Source organism: Pannonibacter sp. CBAS1226, assembly GCF_055685825.1.
This window is the reverse complement of sequence record NZ_JBVOUO010000005.1, coordinates 1-17,570: the sequence shown is the minus strand read 5'-3', so window position 1 is coordinate 17,570 and position 17,570 is coordinate 1. Positions and strand designations below refer to the sequence as shown.

Annotated in this window: 19 protein-coding genes; 10 read left to right on the top strand and 9 right to left on the bottom strand. The window is 63.3% G+C overall.

Annotated elements, in window-relative coordinates; all coding sequences use genetic code 11:
* Nucleotides 1-2: 2 nt before the first annotated feature.
* The 6 genes from AC0CMF_RS14810 to AC0CMF_RS14785 form a co-directional block, all read right to left on the bottom strand.
* Nucleotides 3-764, bottom strand: coding sequence for an SDR family oxidoreductase (locus AC0CMF_RS14810; RefSeq protein WP_374630712.1), 762 nt, complete (start codon nucleotides 762-764; stop codon nucleotides 3-5).
* 34 nt (nucleotides 765-798) lie between these two features.
* The gene (locus AC0CMF_RS14805) at nucleotides 799-1,998 is read right to left on the bottom strand and encodes a mandelate racemase/muconate lactonizing enzyme family protein (RefSeq protein WP_374630710.1); all 1,200 of its coding nucleotides are present in this window, start codon (nucleotides 1,996-1,998) and stop codon (nucleotides 799-801) included.
* Nucleotides 1,995-3,326, bottom strand: a complete 1,332-nt coding sequence (locus AC0CMF_RS14800; RefSeq protein ID WP_374630708.1) for a TRAP transporter large permease — start codon at nucleotides 3,324-3,326, stop codon at nucleotides 1,995-1,997. Before AC0CMF_RS14800 ends, AC0CMF_RS14805 begins: the two co-directional genes overlap by 4 nt.
* Before the next feature lie 7 nt (nucleotides 3,327-3,333).
* Nucleotides 3,334-3,843, bottom strand: a complete 510-nt coding sequence (locus AC0CMF_RS14795; protein WP_058898492.1) for a TRAP transporter small permease subunit — start codon at nucleotides 3,841-3,843, stop codon at nucleotides 3,334-3,336.
* A 143-nt stretch (nucleotides 3,844-3,986) separates the two neighbouring features.
* Nucleotides 3,987-5,015 carry a TRAP transporter substrate-binding protein gene (locus AC0CMF_RS14790; protein WP_094462516.1) on the bottom strand — a complete coding sequence of 343 codons (1,029 nt, stop codon included), beginning with the start codon at nucleotides 5,013-5,015 and terminating at the stop codon, nucleotides 3,987-3,989.
* A 346-nt stretch (nucleotides 5,016-5,361) separates the two neighbouring features.
* Nucleotides 5,362-6,123, bottom strand: a complete 762-nt coding sequence (locus AC0CMF_RS14785; protein WP_050474124.1) for a GntR family transcriptional regulator — start codon at nucleotides 6,121-6,123, stop codon at nucleotides 5,362-5,364.
* A gap of 281 nt (nucleotides 6,124-6,404) precedes the next feature.
* Here AC0CMF_RS14785 and AC0CMF_RS14780 point away from each other — a divergent pair, with 281 nt between their 5' ends.
* Both AC0CMF_RS14780 and AC0CMF_RS14775 read left to right on the top strand, forming a co-directional pair.
* Nucleotides 6,405-7,148 (top strand): DUF1223 domain-containing protein, encoded by a 744-nt coding sequence (locus tag AC0CMF_RS14780; protein ID WP_082675908.1) that lies wholly within the window; start codon nucleotides 6,405-6,407, stop codon nucleotides 7,146-7,148.
* A gap of 138 nt (nucleotides 7,149-7,286) precedes the next feature.
* Nucleotides 7,287-8,174, top strand: a complete 888-nt coding sequence (locus AC0CMF_RS14775) for a cation diffusion facilitator family transporter (protein ID WP_050474126.1) — start codon at nucleotides 7,287-7,289, stop codon at nucleotides 8,172-8,174.
* A gap of 3 nt (nucleotides 8,175-8,177) precedes the next feature.
* On the opposite strand, the gene AC0CMF_RS14770 is transcribed toward AC0CMF_RS14775, so the two are convergent.
* The gene (locus tag AC0CMF_RS14770) at nucleotides 8,178-8,789 is read right to left on the bottom strand and encodes a 2-hydroxychromene-2-carboxylate isomerase (protein ID WP_374630704.1); all 612 of its coding nucleotides are present in this window, start codon (nucleotides 8,787-8,789) and stop codon (nucleotides 8,178-8,180) included.
* A gap of 193 nt (nucleotides 8,790-8,982) precedes the next feature.
* Here AC0CMF_RS14770 and AC0CMF_RS14765 point away from each other — a divergent pair, with 193 nt between their 5' ends.
* The gene (locus AC0CMF_RS14765; protein ID WP_374631388.1) at nucleotides 8,983-9,840 is read left to right on the top strand and encodes a phosphatase PAP2 family protein; all 858 of its coding nucleotides are present in this window, start codon (nucleotides 8,983-8,985) and stop codon (nucleotides 9,838-9,840) included.
* Nucleotides 9,841-9,846: 6 nt separating this feature from the next.
* Here the strand turns inward: AC0CMF_RS14765 and AC0CMF_RS14760 are convergent, their stop codons facing one another.
* On the bottom strand, nucleotides 9,847-10,311 hold the full coding sequence (locus AC0CMF_RS14760; RefSeq protein WP_374631386.1) for a low molecular weight protein-tyrosine-phosphatase: 465 nt from the start codon (nucleotides 10,309-10,311) through the stop codon (nucleotides 9,847-9,849).
* A 181-nt stretch (nucleotides 10,312-10,492) separates the two neighbouring features.
* On the opposite strand from AC0CMF_RS14760, the gene AC0CMF_RS14755 reads away from it, so the two are divergent.
* On the top strand, nucleotides 10,493-10,792 hold the full coding sequence (locus tag AC0CMF_RS14755; RefSeq protein ID WP_374631384.1) for a 4a-hydroxytetrahydrobiopterin dehydratase: 300 nt from the start codon (nucleotides 10,493-10,495) through the stop codon (nucleotides 10,790-10,792).
* Here the strand turns inward: AC0CMF_RS14755 and AC0CMF_RS14750 are convergent, their stop codons facing one another.
* Nucleotides 10,793-11,056 carry a sulfurtransferase TusA family protein gene (locus AC0CMF_RS14750; RefSeq protein ID WP_122522658.1) on the bottom strand — a complete coding sequence of 88 codons (264 nt, stop codon included), beginning with the start codon at nucleotides 11,054-11,056 and terminating at the stop codon, nucleotides 10,793-10,795. It lies immediately after the preceding gene.
* Nucleotides 11,057-11,197: 141 nt separating this feature from the next.
* On the opposite strand from AC0CMF_RS14750, the gene AC0CMF_RS14745 reads away from it, so the two are divergent.
* The 6 genes from AC0CMF_RS14745 (at nucleotide 11,198) to AC0CMF_RS14720 (ending at nucleotide 17,281) form a co-directional block, all read left to right on the top strand.
* A complete protein-coding gene (locus tag AC0CMF_RS14745) occupies nucleotides 11,198-11,770 on the top strand; it encodes a DUF924 family protein (RefSeq protein WP_374631382.1) in 573 nt (190 codons plus the stop codon).
* Between the two features lie 401 nt (nucleotides 11,771-12,171).
* On the top strand, nucleotides 12,172-12,510 hold the full coding sequence (locus tag AC0CMF_RS14740) for a P-II family nitrogen regulator (protein ID WP_026355689.1): 339 nt from the start codon (nucleotides 12,172-12,174) through the stop codon (nucleotides 12,508-12,510).
* A gap of 12 nt (nucleotides 12,511-12,522) precedes the next feature.
* On the top strand, nucleotides 12,523-13,899 hold the full coding sequence (locus tag AC0CMF_RS14735; protein ID WP_050474132.1) for an ammonium transporter: 1,377 nt from the start codon (nucleotides 12,523-12,525) through the stop codon (nucleotides 13,897-13,899).
* A 205-nt stretch (nucleotides 13,900-14,104) separates the two neighbouring features.
* Nucleotides 14,105-14,665 carry a biotin transporter BioY gene (locus AC0CMF_RS14730; protein WP_050474133.1) on the top strand — a complete coding sequence of 187 codons (561 nt, stop codon included), beginning with the start codon at nucleotides 14,105-14,107 and terminating at the stop codon, nucleotides 14,663-14,665.
* Nucleotides 14,662-16,110: an AMP-binding protein gene (locus tag AC0CMF_RS14725; protein WP_122522662.1), complete on the top strand. Its 1,449-nt coding sequence runs from the start codon at nucleotides 14,662-14,664 to the stop codon at nucleotides 16,108-16,110. Before AC0CMF_RS14730 ends, AC0CMF_RS14725 begins: the two co-directional genes overlap by 4 nt.
* Nucleotides 16,111-16,114: 4 nt before the next feature.
* Nucleotides 16,115-17,281: a thiolase family protein gene (locus AC0CMF_RS14720; protein WP_374631379.1), complete on the top strand. Its 1,167-nt coding sequence runs from the start codon at nucleotides 16,115-16,117 to the stop codon at nucleotides 17,279-17,281.
* The last annotated feature ends 289 nt before the right edge of the window (nucleotides 17,282-17,570 follow it).

Sequence of the window (17,570 nt, the reverse complement as noted above, 5' to 3'; positions counted from 1 at the left end):
CTCTAGAGGACCGAAATCATGCCGCCATCGACATAGATGATCTGGCCGCTGACGTAGTTGGACGCAGCAGACGCCAGATAGACGGCGGTGCCGGCCAACTCCTCGGGCTTGCCCCAGCGGCGCGCGGGCGTGCGGCCCTTCACCCAGCCGTCGAATTGCGGGTTGTTGATCAGGGCCTCGTTCATGTCGGTGAGCATGTAGCCCGGACCGATGGCATTGACCTGAATGCCATGTTCGGCCCATTCCGCCGTCATGGCGCGGGTCAGCATCTTGATGCCGCCCTTGGCCACCGTGTAGGGCGCAACGGTTGCCCGGGCCAGCTCACTGGTCAGTGAGCCAATGTTGATGATCTTGCCGCTCTTGCGCGTGATCATGCGTTTTGCCGCTTCCCGCCCCACCACGAAGGCGCTGGTGAGGTTGGTGTCCATCACCTTCTGCCATTCCGCCGTGGAGAGCTCGACGATCGGCTTGCGCAGCTGGATGCCGGCATTGTTGACGAGAATGTCTATCGCAATCCCGTCCCGGTCGAAGGCCTCGAAGACAGCGGTGACGGCTGCCTCATCCGTGACATCGAATGCGGCCGTGCGGACAGAGTGCCCGGCGGCCCGCAGCGTTTCGGCGGTGGCCTCAAGGCGGCCCGTATCGACGCCGTTGAGGATCAGCGAAGCCCCGGCCTGCGCGAGGCCGGTTGCGATGGCGAGCCCGAGGCCGCGGGAAGAGCCGGTGACGAGGGCTGTGCGCCCGGTCAGGTCAAAAAGGGTCATGGCAGGTTCCGTGTTGCAACGCTGGCAGTCAGGATCAGAGGGCCGAGGTGCGGCCGCTCAGATCCGGGCGGTTGAAGAAGGAGGGCAGCAGCTCGACGCCAAGCCCCGGTCCTTCCATCGGATAGACATAGCCGTTTTCGATTTTCGGCACGGCGGTGACGAGCTCGTTGTACCAGCCGCGGTAGAAGGCGCGCACGGACTCCTGAATGAGCGTGTTGGGCTGGCTGAAGGACATGTGAATGGCCGCAGCGAAGCCAACCGGGCCGATGCAGTCATGCGGGGCGAAGGGGCGGTGCCAGGTTTCGGCCAGTGCCGCGATCTTGCGGCCTTCCGTCAGGCCGCCCGTCCAGCACAGGTCAACCATGACCACGTGAGTGGCGTTCTGGTCGAGCATGTCCTTGTAGGGCCAGCGTGAGCCCAGCGTTTCGCTGGCGCAGGTCCACACGTCCGTCGAGGCGGCAAACTCGCCGAGCGCCTGGGCCGAGTTCATCCGGATCGGGTCTTCGTACCAGGTCGGGGAATAGGGCTCGAGCGCCTTGGCGATCTTCTTGGCGGTGGGCAGGTTCCACAGCGAATGGAACTCGACCATGATCTCCATCTTGTCGCCAACGGCCTTGCGGATCTTCTCAAAGGGCTCGATGGCGGTCTTCATCTGTTCGGCGGTGATGTACTGGCCGCGGGTTTCCTGGGCATGGGGATCGAACGGCCAGATCTTCATGGCGGTGATGCCCTGTTCCAGCAGGTTCTCCGCCAGGGCGTCCGCCCGGGTCATGAAGCCGACGAGATCCTCATAGGGGCCTTCGTCATCGCCGAGGTTCCAGTTGGAGACCGGCTTGATGTTGTTGGTCCGCACATAGCGGTAGCCCGCGCAGGTGTTGTAGACGCGGATCTTGTCCCAGCACTGCCCGCCCAGCATCTGGTGCACCGGCAGGCCGCAGACCTTGCCGAAGATGTCCCACAGGGCAATGTCGACGGCTGAGGCTGCCCGGTACTCGGCGCCGGTCGAGGACTGGGCCATCGGCAGCGACACCATTTCCTTGTGCAGGGCTTCGATGTGCAGCGGGTTTTTGCCGAGCAGGCGGCCGGCCAGGGTGTCGTGAATATGGGCTTCGACGGCACCCGCGCCATAGAAGGTCTCACCCAGGCCCGTGATGCCCGCATCCGTTTCGACATGAACCCACAGGACGTTGGCAAACTCTTCGAGGCGGTAGGTCTTGATCGCAGTTATTTTCATCGGAAAGCTCCGGAGCACATCAGCGTGCGAGATTGGGAAGGAGAAGCGAGATCCCGGGGAAAGCCAGCAGCAGGCCCAGCATGAACAGCTGGATCAGGATGAATGGCCACAGAGCCCTGTAGATCACGGGGAGGGTGATGCCGGGGGGGAGCGACGCTGCGCAGATAGAAGGCGGCCGGCCCGAAGGGGGGAGACAGGAACGATACCTGCATGGTGACGGAGAAGAGCACGCCGAACCACACCAGATCGTAGCCGAGCGCAGCAACGATTGGCACGAAGATGGGCATGCACAGCAGCAGGATGCCGATCCAGTCCATGAACATGCCGAGCACGATGAAGATCGTCATCATCAGCAGGATGGTGAGAAGCGGAGAGATGTTCAGCCCAAGGATCAGCTCCGTCACGAACCTCTGCCCGCTGGATAGATTGTAGATCGCGACCATGACGGCGGCGCCAAAGGTGACCCAGAGGATGATGCCGCAGGCGCGCAGCGTCTGGGTGAGGGCTTGCGCCAGCATGGGCAGGCTCAGTTCTCCGCGCACCGCAATGATCACCAGCGTCATGCCAACGGCGATGTTTGCCGCCTCGGTGATCGAGGTGATGCCGCCGTAGATGCAGCCGAAAACGGTGAAGATGAGGATGGCGGTAGGCAGGACGCCGCGCAGGAAGACAGGCCAGGAGAACGGAACCTGTCTGGTTTCCGCGGGCTTGGGCGCTGCCGAAGGATCCAGCCAGCAGCGGATGGCGATATAGACGAGATAAAAGGCCGCCAGCAGGAAGCCGGGCAGGAATGAGCCAAGGAAGAGCTGGTGAACCGACACATTGGCGGTCAGTCCGTAGACGATCAGCACAATCGACGGCGGGATCATGGTGCCGAGTGATCCGCCCGCGCAAACGATGCCGATGGCAAGGTTGCGGTCGTATTTGAGGCGCAGCATCTGCGGCAGGGCAACAAGCCCGAGCAGCACGATCTCGCCGCCGATGATGCCGCTGATCGCCGCCAGAAGGACGGAAATCACCAGAGTGACATAGCCGATGCCGCCGCGGATCCGGCCGAAAATACTGTTCAGCGCATCATAGAGATCGCGCGCCAGCCGGGACCGTTCCAGCAGCGATGCCATCAGGATGAACATCGGCACGGAGAGGAAACTGTATTCGGTCGCAAGGCCGTAGACGGTCTTGTGCGCAATGGCGAGCACCGGCAGGCCGAACTTGAGATAGGCAACCACCATGGCCAGCGAGCCGGCGGCAAAGGCCAGCGGCACGCCCACGGCCATCAGAGCGAAAATGCCAAGGAGCAGGATGATCGAGATTGTCAGAATGGTCATGGCAGCCTCAATCGATCCGGCCGCTGCCGGGCCGGGGGTGCCGGCTGGCGCGCAGGAAGTTGATGATTGCAAGGACAGCCATCAGGGCCGCCGCAACGACGACAAAGGGCTTGACGATGGCCGGAATGGGCGGGTTCCAGGCGGTGCCGAACCGCTCGAAAGTGACGAGGGCCCGCCAGGCTGTCGGTGCGCCGAAATAGGCAAGGCCACCGCAGAAGACCAGAGTTGCGGCCAGGGTGATGACATCGAAGACGCGGCGGACGGGGCGCGGAACCGCGTCATAGATGACCGAGATCCGCAAATGGTCATCCAGCGCCATGACGTAGACACCCGCCACCAGATAGACGAGCGCGGACAGGAACAGGGCCATTTCATTGACCCAGGCCGTCGGACTGCCGAAGAGATAGCGCGCCGCCACCTCGTAAAGCGTGATGGCAACGATCACGAGCAGGGGAGAGGCCAGCAGCGCCGCCTTCGGGGAGAACTTTGGATCAGGATTTTCGGATGGAGCCGGCATGATATCCTCGTCTGGCTGAAGGCAAAGAGCGGCCGCGAAGGTCTGCCTGAGCCTGTGCAAGGCCCGGGCAGAACCGGATGAGGCGGGCTGGGAGGCAACTGTGAAACCGCCAGCCCGCTTCTTCTGAGGCAGTCAGCGGCGGATCAGTCGAGGATGCCGAGCGACTTCATGTAGGCCACGTGGGAATCATATGCAGCCTGAGCTTCGGGACTGCGGGTTGCCCAGTCTGCCCAGACTTCCTGAGCCACCTTGCGGAAGGCCAGGCGGTCGGCTTCGCTCCAGTCCTGAAGGGTGACCCCGGCGGCGGTGAGTTCGGCAGCGGCCTTCTTGTCATTGATTTCCGACTGGGTGGCCACCTCGATGGCAATCGTGTCGATTGCCGACTGCAGGATCTGCTTCTGCTCGTCCGTCAGGGAGTTCCACTTGTCGAGATTGATCGTCACATGCTCGATCGGCATGGAATGGAAGCCGGGGTAGGTTGCGAACTTGCCGACATCATAGAGGCCGAGCCCCTTGTTGACGGCCAGGGTCGAGGCATCGGCACCGGACACGGTGCCCGAGGTCATGGCGGTGAACACTTCACCGAATGGCATGACCACGGGAGCGGCGCCCAGCTTCTGGAAGATTTCCGATTCCATGCCCGGTGGCGAGCGGAACTTCCAGCCCTTCAGATCTTCAATGCCGGCGAGCGATGTGGTCGAGCCCAGCGACTCCGGCGTGGCGACGAAGGTGCCGATCAGATGCATGTTGAACTGTTCGTAGAGCTCGTTGGCAAGCTCCAGCCCGCCAGCATTCTTGTACCAGCCGAGGATCTGGTAGGGCGTGGAATAGCCACCCATCACGTCGCCATAAAACTGGAATGCGGGGTTCTTGCCGGTGACATAGCCGGCACCGGTTGCATCTCCGTCGATAATGCCGGTGGCAGCCGCCTCGAAGGCTTCCGATGCCTTCACCACGGAGGAGTCCGTGAGCATGTTAACCTGCAGTGTGCCGCCGGACATCTTGTTTGCAAGGTCGGCGAAGCGCAGCAGCGCCTGGCCCTGAAGCGATGATGCACTGTGGTGCGTCTGGAATTGCAGTGTCGTGGCGTCTGCGGCCTGGCTGGCTGCTGGCGCTATTACGGTGAGGCCAAGCGCAACTGCTCCGGCAAGACCGGTGCGGAAAATAGTCATTTGATTTCCTCCCATTTCAACAAGACCTCCCTCCCGGAGACCTGATTGATATGTCGTGAAATATCACAAAATTTCAAATGCTGCAATCTGCAGATCCGGTTCCGGCCAAACTGCATCCCGAGGCCGGTTCAAGTGATTGAAAATATTAAGCTATGTCTTCTTCCTGCTGCAGGGCTGCCGCGTCTGGAAAGGGTCTGCCATCTGCGCGCCGCAGTGACCGGTATCCAGCGCCAGAGATGGCCGGGAAGGCGGGGCGAAGGAAAGGGGGCAGTTGTCTTATGCCAAATCCCATGCGGGGCCAGGGCCTTTTCAAGGCGTGGTGCGCCGGTATCTCAGTGCCTTGATATTACGCAGGTATGAGCGGCTCGATGCTGCAGTCGAGCAGGGTGGGATCAATTTCCTTTTCCATCACGTCAAACATCGAATTGACGAATTCGATGAGCGCGTCAGAGGCTGCCACCGCCTGTTCGACATGGCGGTTTGCCACGGCATTGAGCACCGCAAGATGGTGGTCAACCGTTCCATCGAGACTAAGGCTGCCTGAGGTGTGATTGTGATGAATCCAGCCGATCCGCCGGAAGATCGTATGCAGGGGCCTCAAGGTGTGGACGAGAAAAGGCTCGTTGCCGGCGGCCAGAATGAGCGTGTCGATGCGCCGGTCGAATGTGTTGAAGTCGTCGATCGAAATCGTCGCACGGCGCTCCCGGATGACCTTGGCCAGATGCAGCATCTGGTTTCGCTGTGCCGGGGAGGCATTCTCTGCCGCAAGCTTGATGACGAACCGCTCCAGATCCCGCCGCAGCCGGAGAAGCACCCGCTCGCGGGCCAGATCAATGGGCGCAATCTGAAGACCATGGCGCGGGCGGATGTGGATCAGCGTATCTTCGGCCAGGCGGCCTACAGCCTGATGCACGGGTGTCCGGCTGATGCCCGTCAGGGTCTGCAGGTCCTGGATCGACAGGAACCGGCCGGGGCTCAGTTCGCATCTGACGATCAGGTCTTCCAGCCGCTCATAGGCCAGTTCAAACAGATTGACCGAATTGCGCCGCTTCGCCTGATCGGGCTCCACGTCACCGGTCTGTCCGGAGCCTTTGGGTGCACGCGCCATCTTCCGACGTTTCCTCTTCCGGCAGCGGTGCACGCTGTCCGCGCATGTTCTGCTCTTCATGAAATGTCGTGATATTTTATAGCTGCGTGCCATCATCTGTCAAAATGGCATTGTTTCCCGCCGGTCAAAGCCAATTGGCATCATTTTCCGGCTGAGGACACGTTCCGCAGCTGCTCTGTCTCACCGCGACGTGACTCGCGCGGCGGCGCAGAATATGTATTTTGGACGAGAGCAAGATCCGGAAGACAAGAGTGAGTTCCCCGGCCATGGGCCCTGTGCGAATGCTGATTTCACGGCTGGCGGCTGCGGTTTGCCTTGCCGTCATGGCTCTGCCGGTGGCAGCGGCTGCCAGGGATGGCAAGGCGCCGCCGGTCGTGGTGGAGCTCTTTACCAGTCAGGGCTGCTCATCCTGTCCGCCAGCCGACAAGCTGCTGCAGGACCTTTCCAAAGACGCCGGCGTCCTCGCGCTTTCCCTGCCGGTCGACTACTGGGATTACCTGGGCTGGAAGGACACGCTTGCCACTCCGGAAAACTCCGAGCGCCAGCGGCTGTACTCCGCCCGCCGCGGCGACAGATCGGTCTATACACCGCAGATCATCATCAACGGTGGCGAGCATGTGGTGGGGGGCGACGAGCCGGCGGTGAAGGCCGCCCTTGGCCGTGCCACGAAGATGACGGCCTCGGTCACGCTTCATTCCACGCCGGACATGCTGGAAGTCACCATCGACGGAGCATTGCCCGAAGGGGCGAAGATGGCGACCGTCTACCTGCTCCATGTCATGCCTTCCAAGACAGTGGAGGTCGGCCGCGGTGAGAATGAGGGGCGGCAGGTCACCTATGTCAATGTGGTGAAGCGGCTGGAAGCGGTGGGCATGTGGTCCGGCGGGCAGCTGGAGCTGAACCTGCCGCAGCATCCGATGAAAAAGGGCGGAAAGCGCTGCGCGGTCATTGTTCAGCTGGAGGATGACAGCGGGCCGGGGCGCATCATCGGCGCCGCCTCCAACCTGTGGGATACGGGAATCTAGCGCTTCTCCTCGCGCACCGCCCTTGCGTTCAGCCTGAAACATGCCTAAGGCCTTGCCCGAACGGGACGGCGTGCCAGCCAGGCCGCCGCCTCCTGACCGGGCGTGCGGAGTGCCGCGCCCTCAATCCGTGAGGTAGCCATGAGCCTGCGTCTGCGCGTTGCCTTCGGCAGCGTCATCGTTGGGGCCGCCGTTCTGGGGCTGAAGTATCTGGCCTTTGTGCTGACCGGGTCCGTGGCGCTCTATTCGGATGCGCTGGAATCCATCGTCAATGTGGCCTCCTCCTTCGCCACCCTTCTGGCCGTCTGGTATGCGTCCAAGCCGGCCGATTCCAATCACCCCTATGGCCATGACAAGGCGGAGTATTTCGCTGCGGTTCTTGTGGGCGTGATGATCGTGCTGGCGGCGCTGTCGATCTTCAATGCGGCCTGGGAAGGCTATCACGCGACAGAAATGCCCGATTACACGGTGAAGGGCCTGGCCGTGAACGGTCTTGCCAGCGTGCTCAACTGCGGCTGGGCCGTGCTGCTGATCCGTTTTGGCCGCAAGAACGGCTCCCCGGCGCTTGAGGCTGATGGCCAGCATCTGATGACGGATGTGGTGACATCCGTGGGCGTTCTCGTAGGCGTGATTCTCGTGTTTCTGACCGGCTGGCGACAGCTGGATTCGCTGCTGGCGGGGCTTGTCGGTCTCAACGTGCTGTGGTCCGGCTGGACCCTGATGAAGGCTTCCGTCAGCGGCCTGATGGATGAAGCGGCCTCCACCGATGTGCAGGACATGCTGCGCGGGTTGATCTCCGAACACGGGGAAGGGGCCATCGAGGCCCATGACCTGCGCACCCGTCTGGCCGGGCGCCTGACCTTCGTGGATTTCCACCTCGTCGTGCCGGGTGAAATGAGCGTGGATGCCGCCCATGACATCTGTGACCGGATCGAACAGGCCATCGGCAAGTCGCTGCCCGGCGCCAGGGTGACGATCCATGTGGAGCCCGAGCACAAGGCCAAGCACTCGGGCATTGTTGTCCTGTGAAGGTTAGCGGGTGAGGCGCAGGGCGCATTCGACGGCATCTTCCAGCCGGTCGTTGCCCCAGTAAAGCTCCCCGTCTTCCGTCACAAAGCTGGGTGCTCCGAAAACACCGGCAGCTTCCGCTTCTGCGACCGCTGCACGCAGGCCGATCTTCACCTCGATGCTCTGGGCCTTGGCAAGCAGGGCCTTTGCATCCAGTCCCAGATCCAAGAGGATGCCGGCGAGAAGACCTTCGTCGCTGATATCGCGGCCCTCGCCAAATTCCGCCATGTAAACAGCGCGCACGAAGCTGCCGATCCAGGGTTCCAGCCGCCCGGCATGGGCAATGCGCGCCGCCATCAGGCCGTTCTGCGGAAAGGGATCGGGCACGGTCAGCGGCAGGCCCATGTCCTCGCACAGGCGCTCCATCTCACGCCACATGTAGCGGCCCTTGGCCGGAAACAGGTTGAAGGGCGAGGTGTCCCAGCCCTGCCGGGCGAAGATGGGGCCGAGCAGAAATGGCCGCCAGACCAGATCGATGCCCCGGTCCTTGGCGACGGTCTCGATGCGCATGGCGGTGAGGTAGCTGTAGGTGGAGGCAAATTCGAACCAGAAATCGAGCCTCGGCCGTTGCTGCATGGAAAATTCCTCTTATATCAAGGCGTTGAGATGCTGACGCATCACGCCTTGAAATTGCTCAGGCGCCGCACAGGCTTGACCAACTCTTGATGAGGCAAGCTCATCGAGAGTTGGTATGACATCTGGTCCGTTCACAGCGCCCGCCGTTAAGCAGATATTGGCCGAGCTTGAGAAAATAGGCTAGAGAGCCCGAATGACTGATCACGCAGCTCCTTCCGCCTTCTCCCGTGCCCGCACTCTGATTTGCACCAGTGTGCGCTGGTGCCGCGCTCATCCGTTCGGGGCAGCCTTCACGTTCATTGGTGTGGTGTCGCTGGTGTTTCTGGCCGTGCCGGGGCTCGATCTTCTGGCCAGCGGCCTGTTCTACACGCCCGGCGAAGGCTTTACGGCGGCGTCCTCGCCCTTCCTGCAGAAGCTTCGTTATCTCGGCCCCTATTTGGTGCAGACGGTGGCCCTCATCTGCGGGTTTGTGCTGCTTCTCAAGCTGCTGCTGCCGGAGCTGCCGCCGCTGATGCCGCTGCGCAAGCCGGTGTTTCTGCTCTCCACGCTGGTGCTGGGCCCGGGCATCCTGGTCAACACCATCCTGAAGAACAACTGGGGCCGTCCGCGCCCGGTGATGGTGGAGCAGTTCGGCGGAGACCTGCCCTTCATGCCGGTGTGGCTCAAGACGGACTGGTGCAGCACCAACTGTTCCTTTGTTTCGGGCGAAGGCTCGGCCAGCATGTGGCTGATGGCGCTGGCCTTCGTGGTGCCGAAAAGCTGGCGCCCGGCGGTGGTCTTGACCATTCTGCCGCTGATGCTGGCGTTGTCGGTGAACCGGGTGGCCTTCGGCGGTCACTTTCTCTCCGACACGCTGCTGGCCTGGGGACTGACCTTCCTGGTGCTCCTGTCGGTCTACTGGCTGCTCTATGTGAAGACGCCGCGCTGGGCGCAGGATCAGAGCCTTGATGCCGGACTGTCTGCGGCGGGCTTGCGCCTGCGCCGCGCCGTGCCGCCGCTTCTGGCTGCAATCGGCCGGGCGCTGCGGGCCTTTGTGGCGAAGTTCCGCTGAATCGGGTCAGCCTCTTCGGCCAAGCCCCAGTTCTGCCGCAAGATCCTCCGCGCTTCTCATCACCATGCGGAAGACGGTCTCGAATCCGGCCGGGCCGCCGTAATAGGGATCGGGCACATCCATTCCCTCTGCTTCCAGAAACAGCCGGAGGCGGGCTGGGGCCTCTGCCGGGCTCAGCTTGCGCAGATTGGTGAGATTGCTGCTGTCCATGGCCAGGATGTGCTCGAAGCGGCTGAAATCGGCCTTCACCACCTGCCTTGCGCGCTGGGCGGAAATGTCGATGCCGTTGCGGGCCGCTACGGCGATGGAGCGCGGGTCCGGCGCCTCGCCCTGATGCCAGCCGCCGGTTCCGGCCGAATCGATGAGCACCCGTCCGCCGGCGCCCAGATCCTCCACAACCTTGCGGAACGCGCCTTCTGCCAGCGGTGAGCGGCAGATGTTGCCAAGGCAGACGAAGAGAACAGAGGTCATGGCTGGGCTCCTGTGTGATCCAAATGCTGATGAGCCTGACAGACCGGGATCCGGTCAAGCCCGCCCGGCGTCCGGGCCTTGGTGTGATGCAATGCTGGCCAGCGTCGTCTCCTGGCCTATATTCGGTTGGACGCGGGAGAAGATGTCCGTGACGCGGCGGATTTCAAGACGGGAGATGCAGATGGCGGCACGTCTGACGGACGGGGAGCGCGTGACAGCGCTGGACCAGCTCACCGGGTGGCGGCTGGTGGAGGGGCGCGATGCCATCACCCGCCGCTTTGTCTTTGCCGGTTTCGTCGAAGCTTTCGGCTTCATGGCGCAGGTAGCGCTGGTGGCGGAGCGGATGAACCATCATCCGGAATGGTCGAACGTCTACCGCACGGTGGAGGTGACACTGTCCACCCACGATGCAGGCGGGTTGACGGCGCTGGACATTGCGCTGGCCACGGAAATGGACCGTATCGCCGCGCGGATGACCTGATCAGCCTGCGTTTTTCTGTGCGCCCCGGCGGATGGTGAAGCGCAGGGCGTCATCATGCTTTTCCTGGGCCAGCAGCGCGTGCCCATCCTCGTTGCACATATGCGGAATGTCGATCACCGACATCGGGTCGCTTGCCTCGACCACAAGCACTGCACCGGGCTTCAAACCCGCCAGCACCTTGCGGCTGCGCAGCACCGGCAGCGGGCACTTGAGGCCCCTGAGGTCAAGATGCTGTCCCGGTTCCGATGTGTCTGGTGCCGTCATGATGCCCTGCGCGGTTTTTCGTCCGGCTTCAGCTCTTGTCCTGCCGTGAACACTGCGTCAAGCCGCAAAGGCTTGAAACACCGCCGAAATGGCCGACATTGGAAGAGACCTGAAAGATTGCAAACAAGAAGGAAACCACCCGTGACCGGCGCCCCCACTCCCACCCAAGCCTCCGCCGCTGATCCCGTTACCGTTCTTGACTTCTGGTGGGAGGCCGGCAGCGAGGCCTGGTTCACCCGCAGTGATGCTTTTGACGCGGAGATACGCAGCCATTTCGTGCCGCTGATGGATGATGCGGCCTCGGGCGCACTGGATCACTGGCAGGAAACACCGCATGGCACGCTGGCCCTGCTGCTGCTGCTCGACCAGTTCCCCCGCAATGTCTACCGGCAGGACAAGCGCGCCTTCGCAACGGACGCAAAAGCCCGGATCATCGCCACGGCCGCACTGGCCAGGGGCTTCGACAAAGCCTTTCCCAAGGATGCCCGGGCCTTCTTCTACCTGCCGTTCGAACATGCGGAGGACATGGCCGAGCAGGAGAAATCCGTCGATCTGTTCCGCCGCCTCGGGGACAAGGAGTTCTATCTCTATGCCCTCGTCCATCTCGACGTGATCCGCCGCTTTGGCCGCTTCCCGCACCGCAACCATGTGCTCGAGCGTGAGACGACGGCGGAAGAGGCGGCCTATCTGGCCGATGGCGGTTTCTCGGCCTGAGCTCAGGCCCCGCCTTTCTGCCTCCATCCAGAAGTTTTCTCCTCAAACAGGACGCCACCGCTGCCTTAAAAAGCAGCGGTGGCGTTTCTGCTTTTCAGTTTTGCTTACATTGTGTGCAAATTTTGAGATTTGAATAGAAAATAGGCATATCTGCCGCTCTGTATTTGCCTCCTGAACGGTCAACTGCCCGTCTCCCCCGCGTCCCCTTCCATGAATCTGGCGGAAATCGGGCATTTTCCTGCCCCTGGCCAAAGTTGGCACGGTCCTTGTTTAAGAGAAGGGGAAAGCCGGCCCGGTCCGCCCTCAGCGCAGGTTCCACCTGAAGCGCAGAGGATGCGGGCCAGGTGGCCAGACCGGTCCAGTCCCGGACCGGTGACAAGCAGGGGAAACGGGTAACGAGCATGAAAATTGTGATGGCCATCATCAAGCCGTTCAAGCTCGACGAGGTGCGTGACGCCCTCACGAGCATCGGCATCCAGGGACTCACCGTCACCGAGGTCAAGGGCTACGGCCGCCAGAAGGGCCACACCGAGATCTACCGCGGCACCGAATATGCGGTGAGCTTCCTGCCGAAGCTCAAGATCGAAGTCGCTGTTTCCAGCGAGTCCGTCGACAAGGTCGTGGAAGTCATCTCCGGCGCCGCCAAGACCGGCCAGATCGGCGACGGCAAGATCTTCGTCTATTCGATCGATCAGGTGGTTCGCATCCGCACCGGCGAAACCGACACAGAAGCGCTTTGAGGGGTGAGTAACATGAAGAAGTCTTTCGCTTATGCCGCAATCGGCATGGCGGTCCTCGGTCTGATGGCCGATCCGGGCCTTGCCCAGACCGCTGCACCGGCTGCAGAAGCTGCCACTGAAACCGCCGCTGCCGCCGCCGAGGCGCCGGCTTATGCCCTGGCCGCCGACACGGCCTATATCTTCAACACGCTGCTGTTCCTTCTGGGCGGCTTCCTCGTCATGTGGATGGCGGCCGGCTTTGCCATGCTGGAAGCGGGCCTCGTGCGGTCCAAGAACGTGTCGATGCAGTGCCTGAAGAACATTGCGCTCTATTCCATCGCCGGCATCCTGTTCTGGCTCACCGGCTACAACCTCATGTACACCGGCGTCGACGGCGGTTTCATGGGTTCCTTCGGCCCCTATTCCTTCGATCCGGTCGGCGGCAATGCGCTGGACACCGGTTATTCGACGGCCTCCGACTGGTTCTTCCAGATGGTCTTCGTCGCCACCGCTGCCTCGATCGTCTCCGGCACCCTGGCCGAACGCATCAAGCTGTGGCCCTTCCTGCTGTTCACGGTCGTCCTGACCGGCCTGATCTATCCGATTGCCGGATCCTGGCAGTGGGGCGGCGGCTGGCTGTCGGTGATGGGCTTCTCCGACTTTGCCGGTTCCACGCTGGTGCATTCCGTCGGCGGCTGGGCGGCTCTCGCCGGTGCCATCGTCCTCGGCGCACGCAAGGGCAAGTACACCTCCAGCGGCCAGGTCATCCCGATGCCGGGCTCGTCCATTCCGCTGGCCACCCTCGGCACCTTCATCCTGTGGCTCGGCTGGTTCGGCTTCAACGGTGCTTCGCAGCTCGCCATGGGCACCATCGGTGACGTGACCGACATCTCCCGCATCTTTGCCAACACCAACATGGCTGCTGCCGGTGGTGTGGTCGCCGCCATGGCCCTGACGCAGATCCTCTACAAGAAGGTCGACGTCACCATGGCCCTCAACGGTGCGCTGGCCGGTCTCGTGTCCATCACCGCCGAGCCGCTGAACCCGACTGTTGCACAGGCGATCTTCATCGGTGCCGTCGGCGGCGCGCTGGTCGTCTTCGTGGTGCCGCTGCTCGACAAGCTGAAGATCGACGACGTTGTCGGCGCCATCCCGGTCCACCTCGTCTGCGGCATCTGGGGCACTCTCGTTGTGCCGCTGTCCAATGGCGAGACCTCCTATGTGACGCAGCTGATCGGCGTTGCCGCCTACGGTGCCTTCGCCTTCGTTGCCTCGCTGGTCCTGTGGGTGATCCTCAAGGCCACCGTCGGCATCCGCGTCAGCCCCGAGGAAGAGGCTCTTGGCCTCGACAAGGTGGAAATCGGCGTCGAAGCCTATCCGGAATTCGGTCAGGGCTCCCAGCGCCTCTGATCCGGACCAGCTCTCCCAGGAGCAGGCCATATGGCCAAACCTCAAGCCCGGGGCACGTGCCCCGGGCTTTTTTGTGAGCGTTCCTCATCCTCCGGCATGCAATCCTCTCTTCTGCGGATTTGCACTGGCGCCGCCGCCGCATTAAAAAGCCCGTCACTGGGTGGTGAGTGAATAAGCAGTTTTGACGGGCAGAGGAGCCAGGATCATGGCAAGCAAAGACTATGCATTGGTGCAGATCGCCTTTTATGCGGCGCTGATTGCGGTGCTGGGGCAGTTTCCGCCCTTCGCCATTCCGTTCCTGGCAGGTGTGCCCATCACCGCGCAGACCCTTGGCGTGATGCTGGCCGGCGTGATGCTGGGCTCCGTGCGCGGCGGCCTGTCCATGCTGCTCTTCCTCTTCGTCGTGGCGCTGGGCGCACCGCTTTTGGCCGGCGGGCGCGGGGGGCTTGCCGTCTTTGCCGGACCTTCCGCAGGCTTCCTCATCGGCTGGCCCATCGGCGCCTTCGTGGCCGGCTTCATCATGGAGCGCAGCCGCAATCTGCCGGTGCTTGCCGCCGCTGCCCTCTCGGCAGCTGTGGGCGGCGTTGGCGTTGTCTATCTCTTCGGCATCCCGGGCCTGATGATCCTGGCCGATCTGCCCTTCGCCAAGGCCTTGGCCGGCACGGCCATTTATCTGCCGGGTGACCTCATCAAGGTCGCGATCACCGCCGTGGTGGCGCAGACGGTTGCCCGCGGCCTGCCGCGCGCCCTGCTGAGCCGGCCATGAGTTTCACCGGGGCGGCGCTGGCGCATCACGCGGCCACCCGCCCCGGCCAGACCGCGCTTGTCTGCGGCGGGGCAAGTCTCACTTTCGCAGCGCTGCAAGCCCGGGTCGAAGCGCTGGCCCTTCAGCTGCACCGGCGCCTGCCTGCTGCATCCTCCCGTCAGCCGCGCATTGGTATCTTTCTGGAAGATCCCTTGCAGGCCCTGCTGGCCTTCTTCGCTGCAGGCCGCGCCGGGGGCATTGCCCTGATGCTCGACACCACATGGCCCGGTGCCCTGTGCGATCAGATCCTTGCCGCCTCTGCGCCTGATCTTGTCATTGATGCCGCCGGTTTTCCGGCGCTGATGGCAGAGGCGGAGGCACGGAAGGAAACGGCAGGGACGCCGCTGCCCTTTCCCGCGCCGGAAGATCTTTTCTATGCCGGCTTCACCTCCGGCTCGACGGGTGTGCCCAAGGGCTTTGCCCGCACCCACCGCTCCTGGATGGAAAGTTTCCGCCTGAGCGCTGCTGCCTTCGGCACCTCACCTCAGGACAAGGTGCTGGTCTGCGGCGGGCTGGTGCATTCGCTGCATCTCTATGCGGCGGTCGAAGGGCTTTGCGCCGGAGCGGGCGTTGAGGTCATGCCGCGCTTCCAGCCGAGGGTCGTGGCCCGCCGCTTGGCGCAAGGCGGCACCACCATACTCTATGCGACGCCGACCCAACTGCAGCTGATCTTGCGCGAAGTGGAGGCCGCACCGTCCTTGCGGCTTGTCCTGTCGAGCGGCGCCAAGCTGCAACCGGAGGACCGGCAGATGCTGACCCGCCGTCTGCCCGGCGTGCGGACTTGTGAGTTCTACGGCGCCTCCGAAATGAGCTTCATCTCCCTGCAGGAGGGCACGGCGCCGGAAGCGTCCGTCGGGCGGCCCTTTCCCGGAGTGGAGGTGGAGATCCGCGATGGGCAGGGCCGCGTCCTGCCACAAGGAGAGGCCGGACATCTGTGGGTGCGCAGCCCGCTGCTGTTCGATCGCTATATCTGCGGCGGCGGGGAAGAAGTGCGCTGGCAGGACGGCTGGCTGACCATCGGTGACCGGGGCTGGCTTGATGAGACGGGCTTTCTCTATCTCGCCGGCCGCGACAAGCGGATGATCAACAGCTCCGGCCTCAATATCTTTCCCGAAGAGGTGGAGAAGGTGCTGCGCGCCGTGCCCGGCGTGACGGCTGCCGCAGTCTTCGGCGCGCCGGACCGCCTGCGCGGGCAGAAGTTGGTAGCTGCCATCTGGCCGGAACCGGAGGCCGCTGACCGTCTGAAGGACGGCGGCCTGCTGCGGCGCGCCGTGCTGACGGCCCTTGGCCGTGTCCGTTGTCCGCGTGCCTTTCTCCTGTTCGAGGCCTTTCCCCTGACGCCGGGCGGCAAGACGGATCTTCCGGCGCTGGAACGGGCTGTCCATGCCCGGCTGCAGACGAGGTGAGGCCATGACCGGCACAACGGCGCATGACCCCGTGATTGTGGCTGCCCGGCGCTCGCCCGTGGCCCCGCGCGGCGCCGCCTTTGCGCGGCTGGACCTGGCGCAACTGGGCGCGCCCGTGCTGCAGGCAGCCCTCACTGATGCCGGGCTGCCCGTGGAGGCGGTCAGCGAGGTGATCCTTGGCAATGCGCTGGGCGCGGGCGGTAATCCCGCCCGGCTGGTGGCCCTGGCCGCGGGCCTGCCGCAAACCGTCAGCGCCATGACCGTCGACCGGCAATGCTGCTCCGGCCTTGACGCGGTGATCCTCGCAGCCCGCGCCATCCGGGCCGGGGAGGCGGATGTGGTCATTGCGGGGGGCGTTGAAAGTTTCTCCCGCGCGCCGGTCCGCATGCACCGCCCGCTGCAGAAGGGCGCCGTGCCTGTTGCCTATGACCGCCCGGCCTTTGCGCCGCCGCCGTTTCCTGATCCGGATCCGGCAGAGGCCGCAGCCAGGCTGGCGATGCATATGCAAATCAGCCGTGAAGCACAGGAAGCCTATGCCCGTGCCAGCCATCAGGCCGCCTTGCGGGCTCAGGCGGCCGGAGACCTTGCAGCCGAGACCGTTCCGCTGTCTGGGCTTGCCGCGGATGCCTTCACACGTCCGCTTGATGCAAGGCTGCAGTCCCGGCTTCCCGTGCTTGCGGGTGGGAACACCTATGGGCTGACAGCATCGACCATCGCCGTGGAAGCCGATGCAGCTGCGATCCTTGTGATGATGAGCCGCAAGGAAGCAGAGCGCCGGGGTCTGATGCCTCTGGCTGCCGTGGGGCAGGGGGTGATGACCGGCGGCGATCCGGGCAATCCGGCAGCGGGGGCGCATGAGGTGGCGCTGGAGCTCTTCCGCCGCACCGGCATGAGCCTTGAAGACATCTCTGTTGTGGAGCTGATGGAGGCCTTCGCCGTTCAGGCGATGGTGAGCCGCAGGGCACTCGGCCTTGGCTTTGATGATCTGCGCGTCAATCAGGGCGGCGGGGCGCTCGCACGTGGTCATCCCATTGGCGCATCCGGTGCCATCCTGGCGGTCCGGCTCGCCCATATCCTCGCCAGGGGGCCGCGCAAGGGCATAGGACTGGCTGCGATTGCCGCCGCCGGAGGGCTCGGAACGGCGTTGTTTCTGCAGTCCACACGGGTTTGAATGCGCCTGCGAAGAATTTTTCGCGGCGCGGCAAGTGCCTGTTGATAAACATTTTTCCCGTTTCACGGCTGATTTCTGCGGCTTTTGCGGGCCTGTAAGCCAGCTTATCCACACGGGAGCCGCAAAAATAATCAGCGGCTGCAAAAAAATCGGACAGAAGGTTGTTGACGGGGGCAGGGGAGCTGCGTATAAGCCTGTTCATCGACGGCGGCAACGTCGCTGGCGGCGGGGACGCTGTTCCCGAGACTTCCCGACAGGGTGGCTTTGATGGCCGGATGAGAGTTCGGTA

Bases quoted from the DNA above. Each gene is read 5' to 3' on its own strand.
- AC0CMF_RS14725 (WP_122522662.1), top strand. From the start codon at position 14,662: ATGAGTTTCACCGGGGCGGCGCTGGCGCATCACGCGGCCACCCGCCCC.
- AC0CMF_RS14755 (WP_374631384.1), top strand. From the start codon at position 10,493: ATGGCGGCACGTCTGACGGACGGGGAGCGCGTGACAGCGCTGGACCAG.
- AC0CMF_RS14800 (WP_374630708.1), bottom strand. From the start codon at position 3,326: ATGACCATTCTGACAATCTCGATCATCCTGCTCCTTGGCATTTTCGCT.
- AC0CMF_RS14750 (WP_122522658.1), bottom strand. From the start codon at position 11,056: ATGACGGCACCAGACACATCGGAACCGGGACAGCATCTTGACCTCAGG.
- AC0CMF_RS14775 (WP_050474126.1), top strand. From the start codon at position 7,287: ATGAGCCTGCGTCTGCGCGTTGCCTTCGGCAGCGTCATCGTTGGGGCC.
- AC0CMF_RS14805 (WP_374630710.1), bottom strand. From the start codon at position 1,998: ATGAAAATAACTGCGATCAAGACCTACCGCCTCGAAGAGTTTGCCAAC.
- AC0CMF_RS14735 (WP_050474132.1), top strand. From the start codon at position 12,523: ATGAAGAAGTCTTTCGCTTATGCCGCAATCGGCATGGCGGTCCTCGGT.
- AC0CMF_RS14785 (WP_050474124.1), bottom strand. From the start codon at position 6,123: ATGGCGCGTGCACCCAAAGGCTCCGGACAGACCGGTGACGTGGAGCCC.
- AC0CMF_RS14730 (WP_050474133.1), top strand. From the start codon at position 14,105: ATGGCAAGCAAAGACTATGCATTGGTGCAGATCGCCTTTTATGCGGCG.
- AC0CMF_RS14770 (WP_374630704.1), bottom strand. From the start codon at position 8,789: ATGCAGCAACGGCCGAGGCTCGATTTCTGGTTCGAATTTGCCTCCACC.
- AC0CMF_RS14740 (WP_026355689.1), top strand. From the start codon at position 12,172: ATGAAAATTGTGATGGCCATCATCAAGCCGTTCAAGCTCGACGAGGTG.
- AC0CMF_RS14720 (WP_374631379.1), top strand. From the start codon at position 16,115: ATGACCGGCACAACGGCGCATGACCCCGTGATTGTGGCTGCCCGGCGC.
- AC0CMF_RS14795 (WP_058898492.1), bottom strand. From the start codon at position 3,843: ATGCCGGCTCCATCCGAAAATCCTGATCCAAAGTTCTCCCCGAAGGCG.
- AC0CMF_RS14790 (WP_094462516.1), bottom strand. From the start codon at position 5,015: ATGACTATTTTCCGCACCGGTCTTGCCGGAGCAGTTGCGCTTGGCCTC.
- AC0CMF_RS14810 (WP_374630712.1), bottom strand. From the start codon at position 764: ATGACCCTTTTTGACCTGACCGGGCGCACAGCCCTCGTCACCGGCTCT.
- AC0CMF_RS14765 (WP_374631388.1), top strand. From the start codon at position 8,983: ATGACTGATCACGCAGCTCCTTCCGCCTTCTCCCGTGCCCGCACTCTG.
- AC0CMF_RS14780 (WP_082675908.1), top strand. From the start codon at position 6,405: ATGCTGATTTCACGGCTGGCGGCTGCGGTTTGCCTTGCCGTCATGGCT.
- AC0CMF_RS14760 (WP_374631386.1), bottom strand. From the start codon at position 10,311: ATGACCTCTGTTCTCTTCGTCTGCCTTGGCAACATCTGCCGCTCACCG.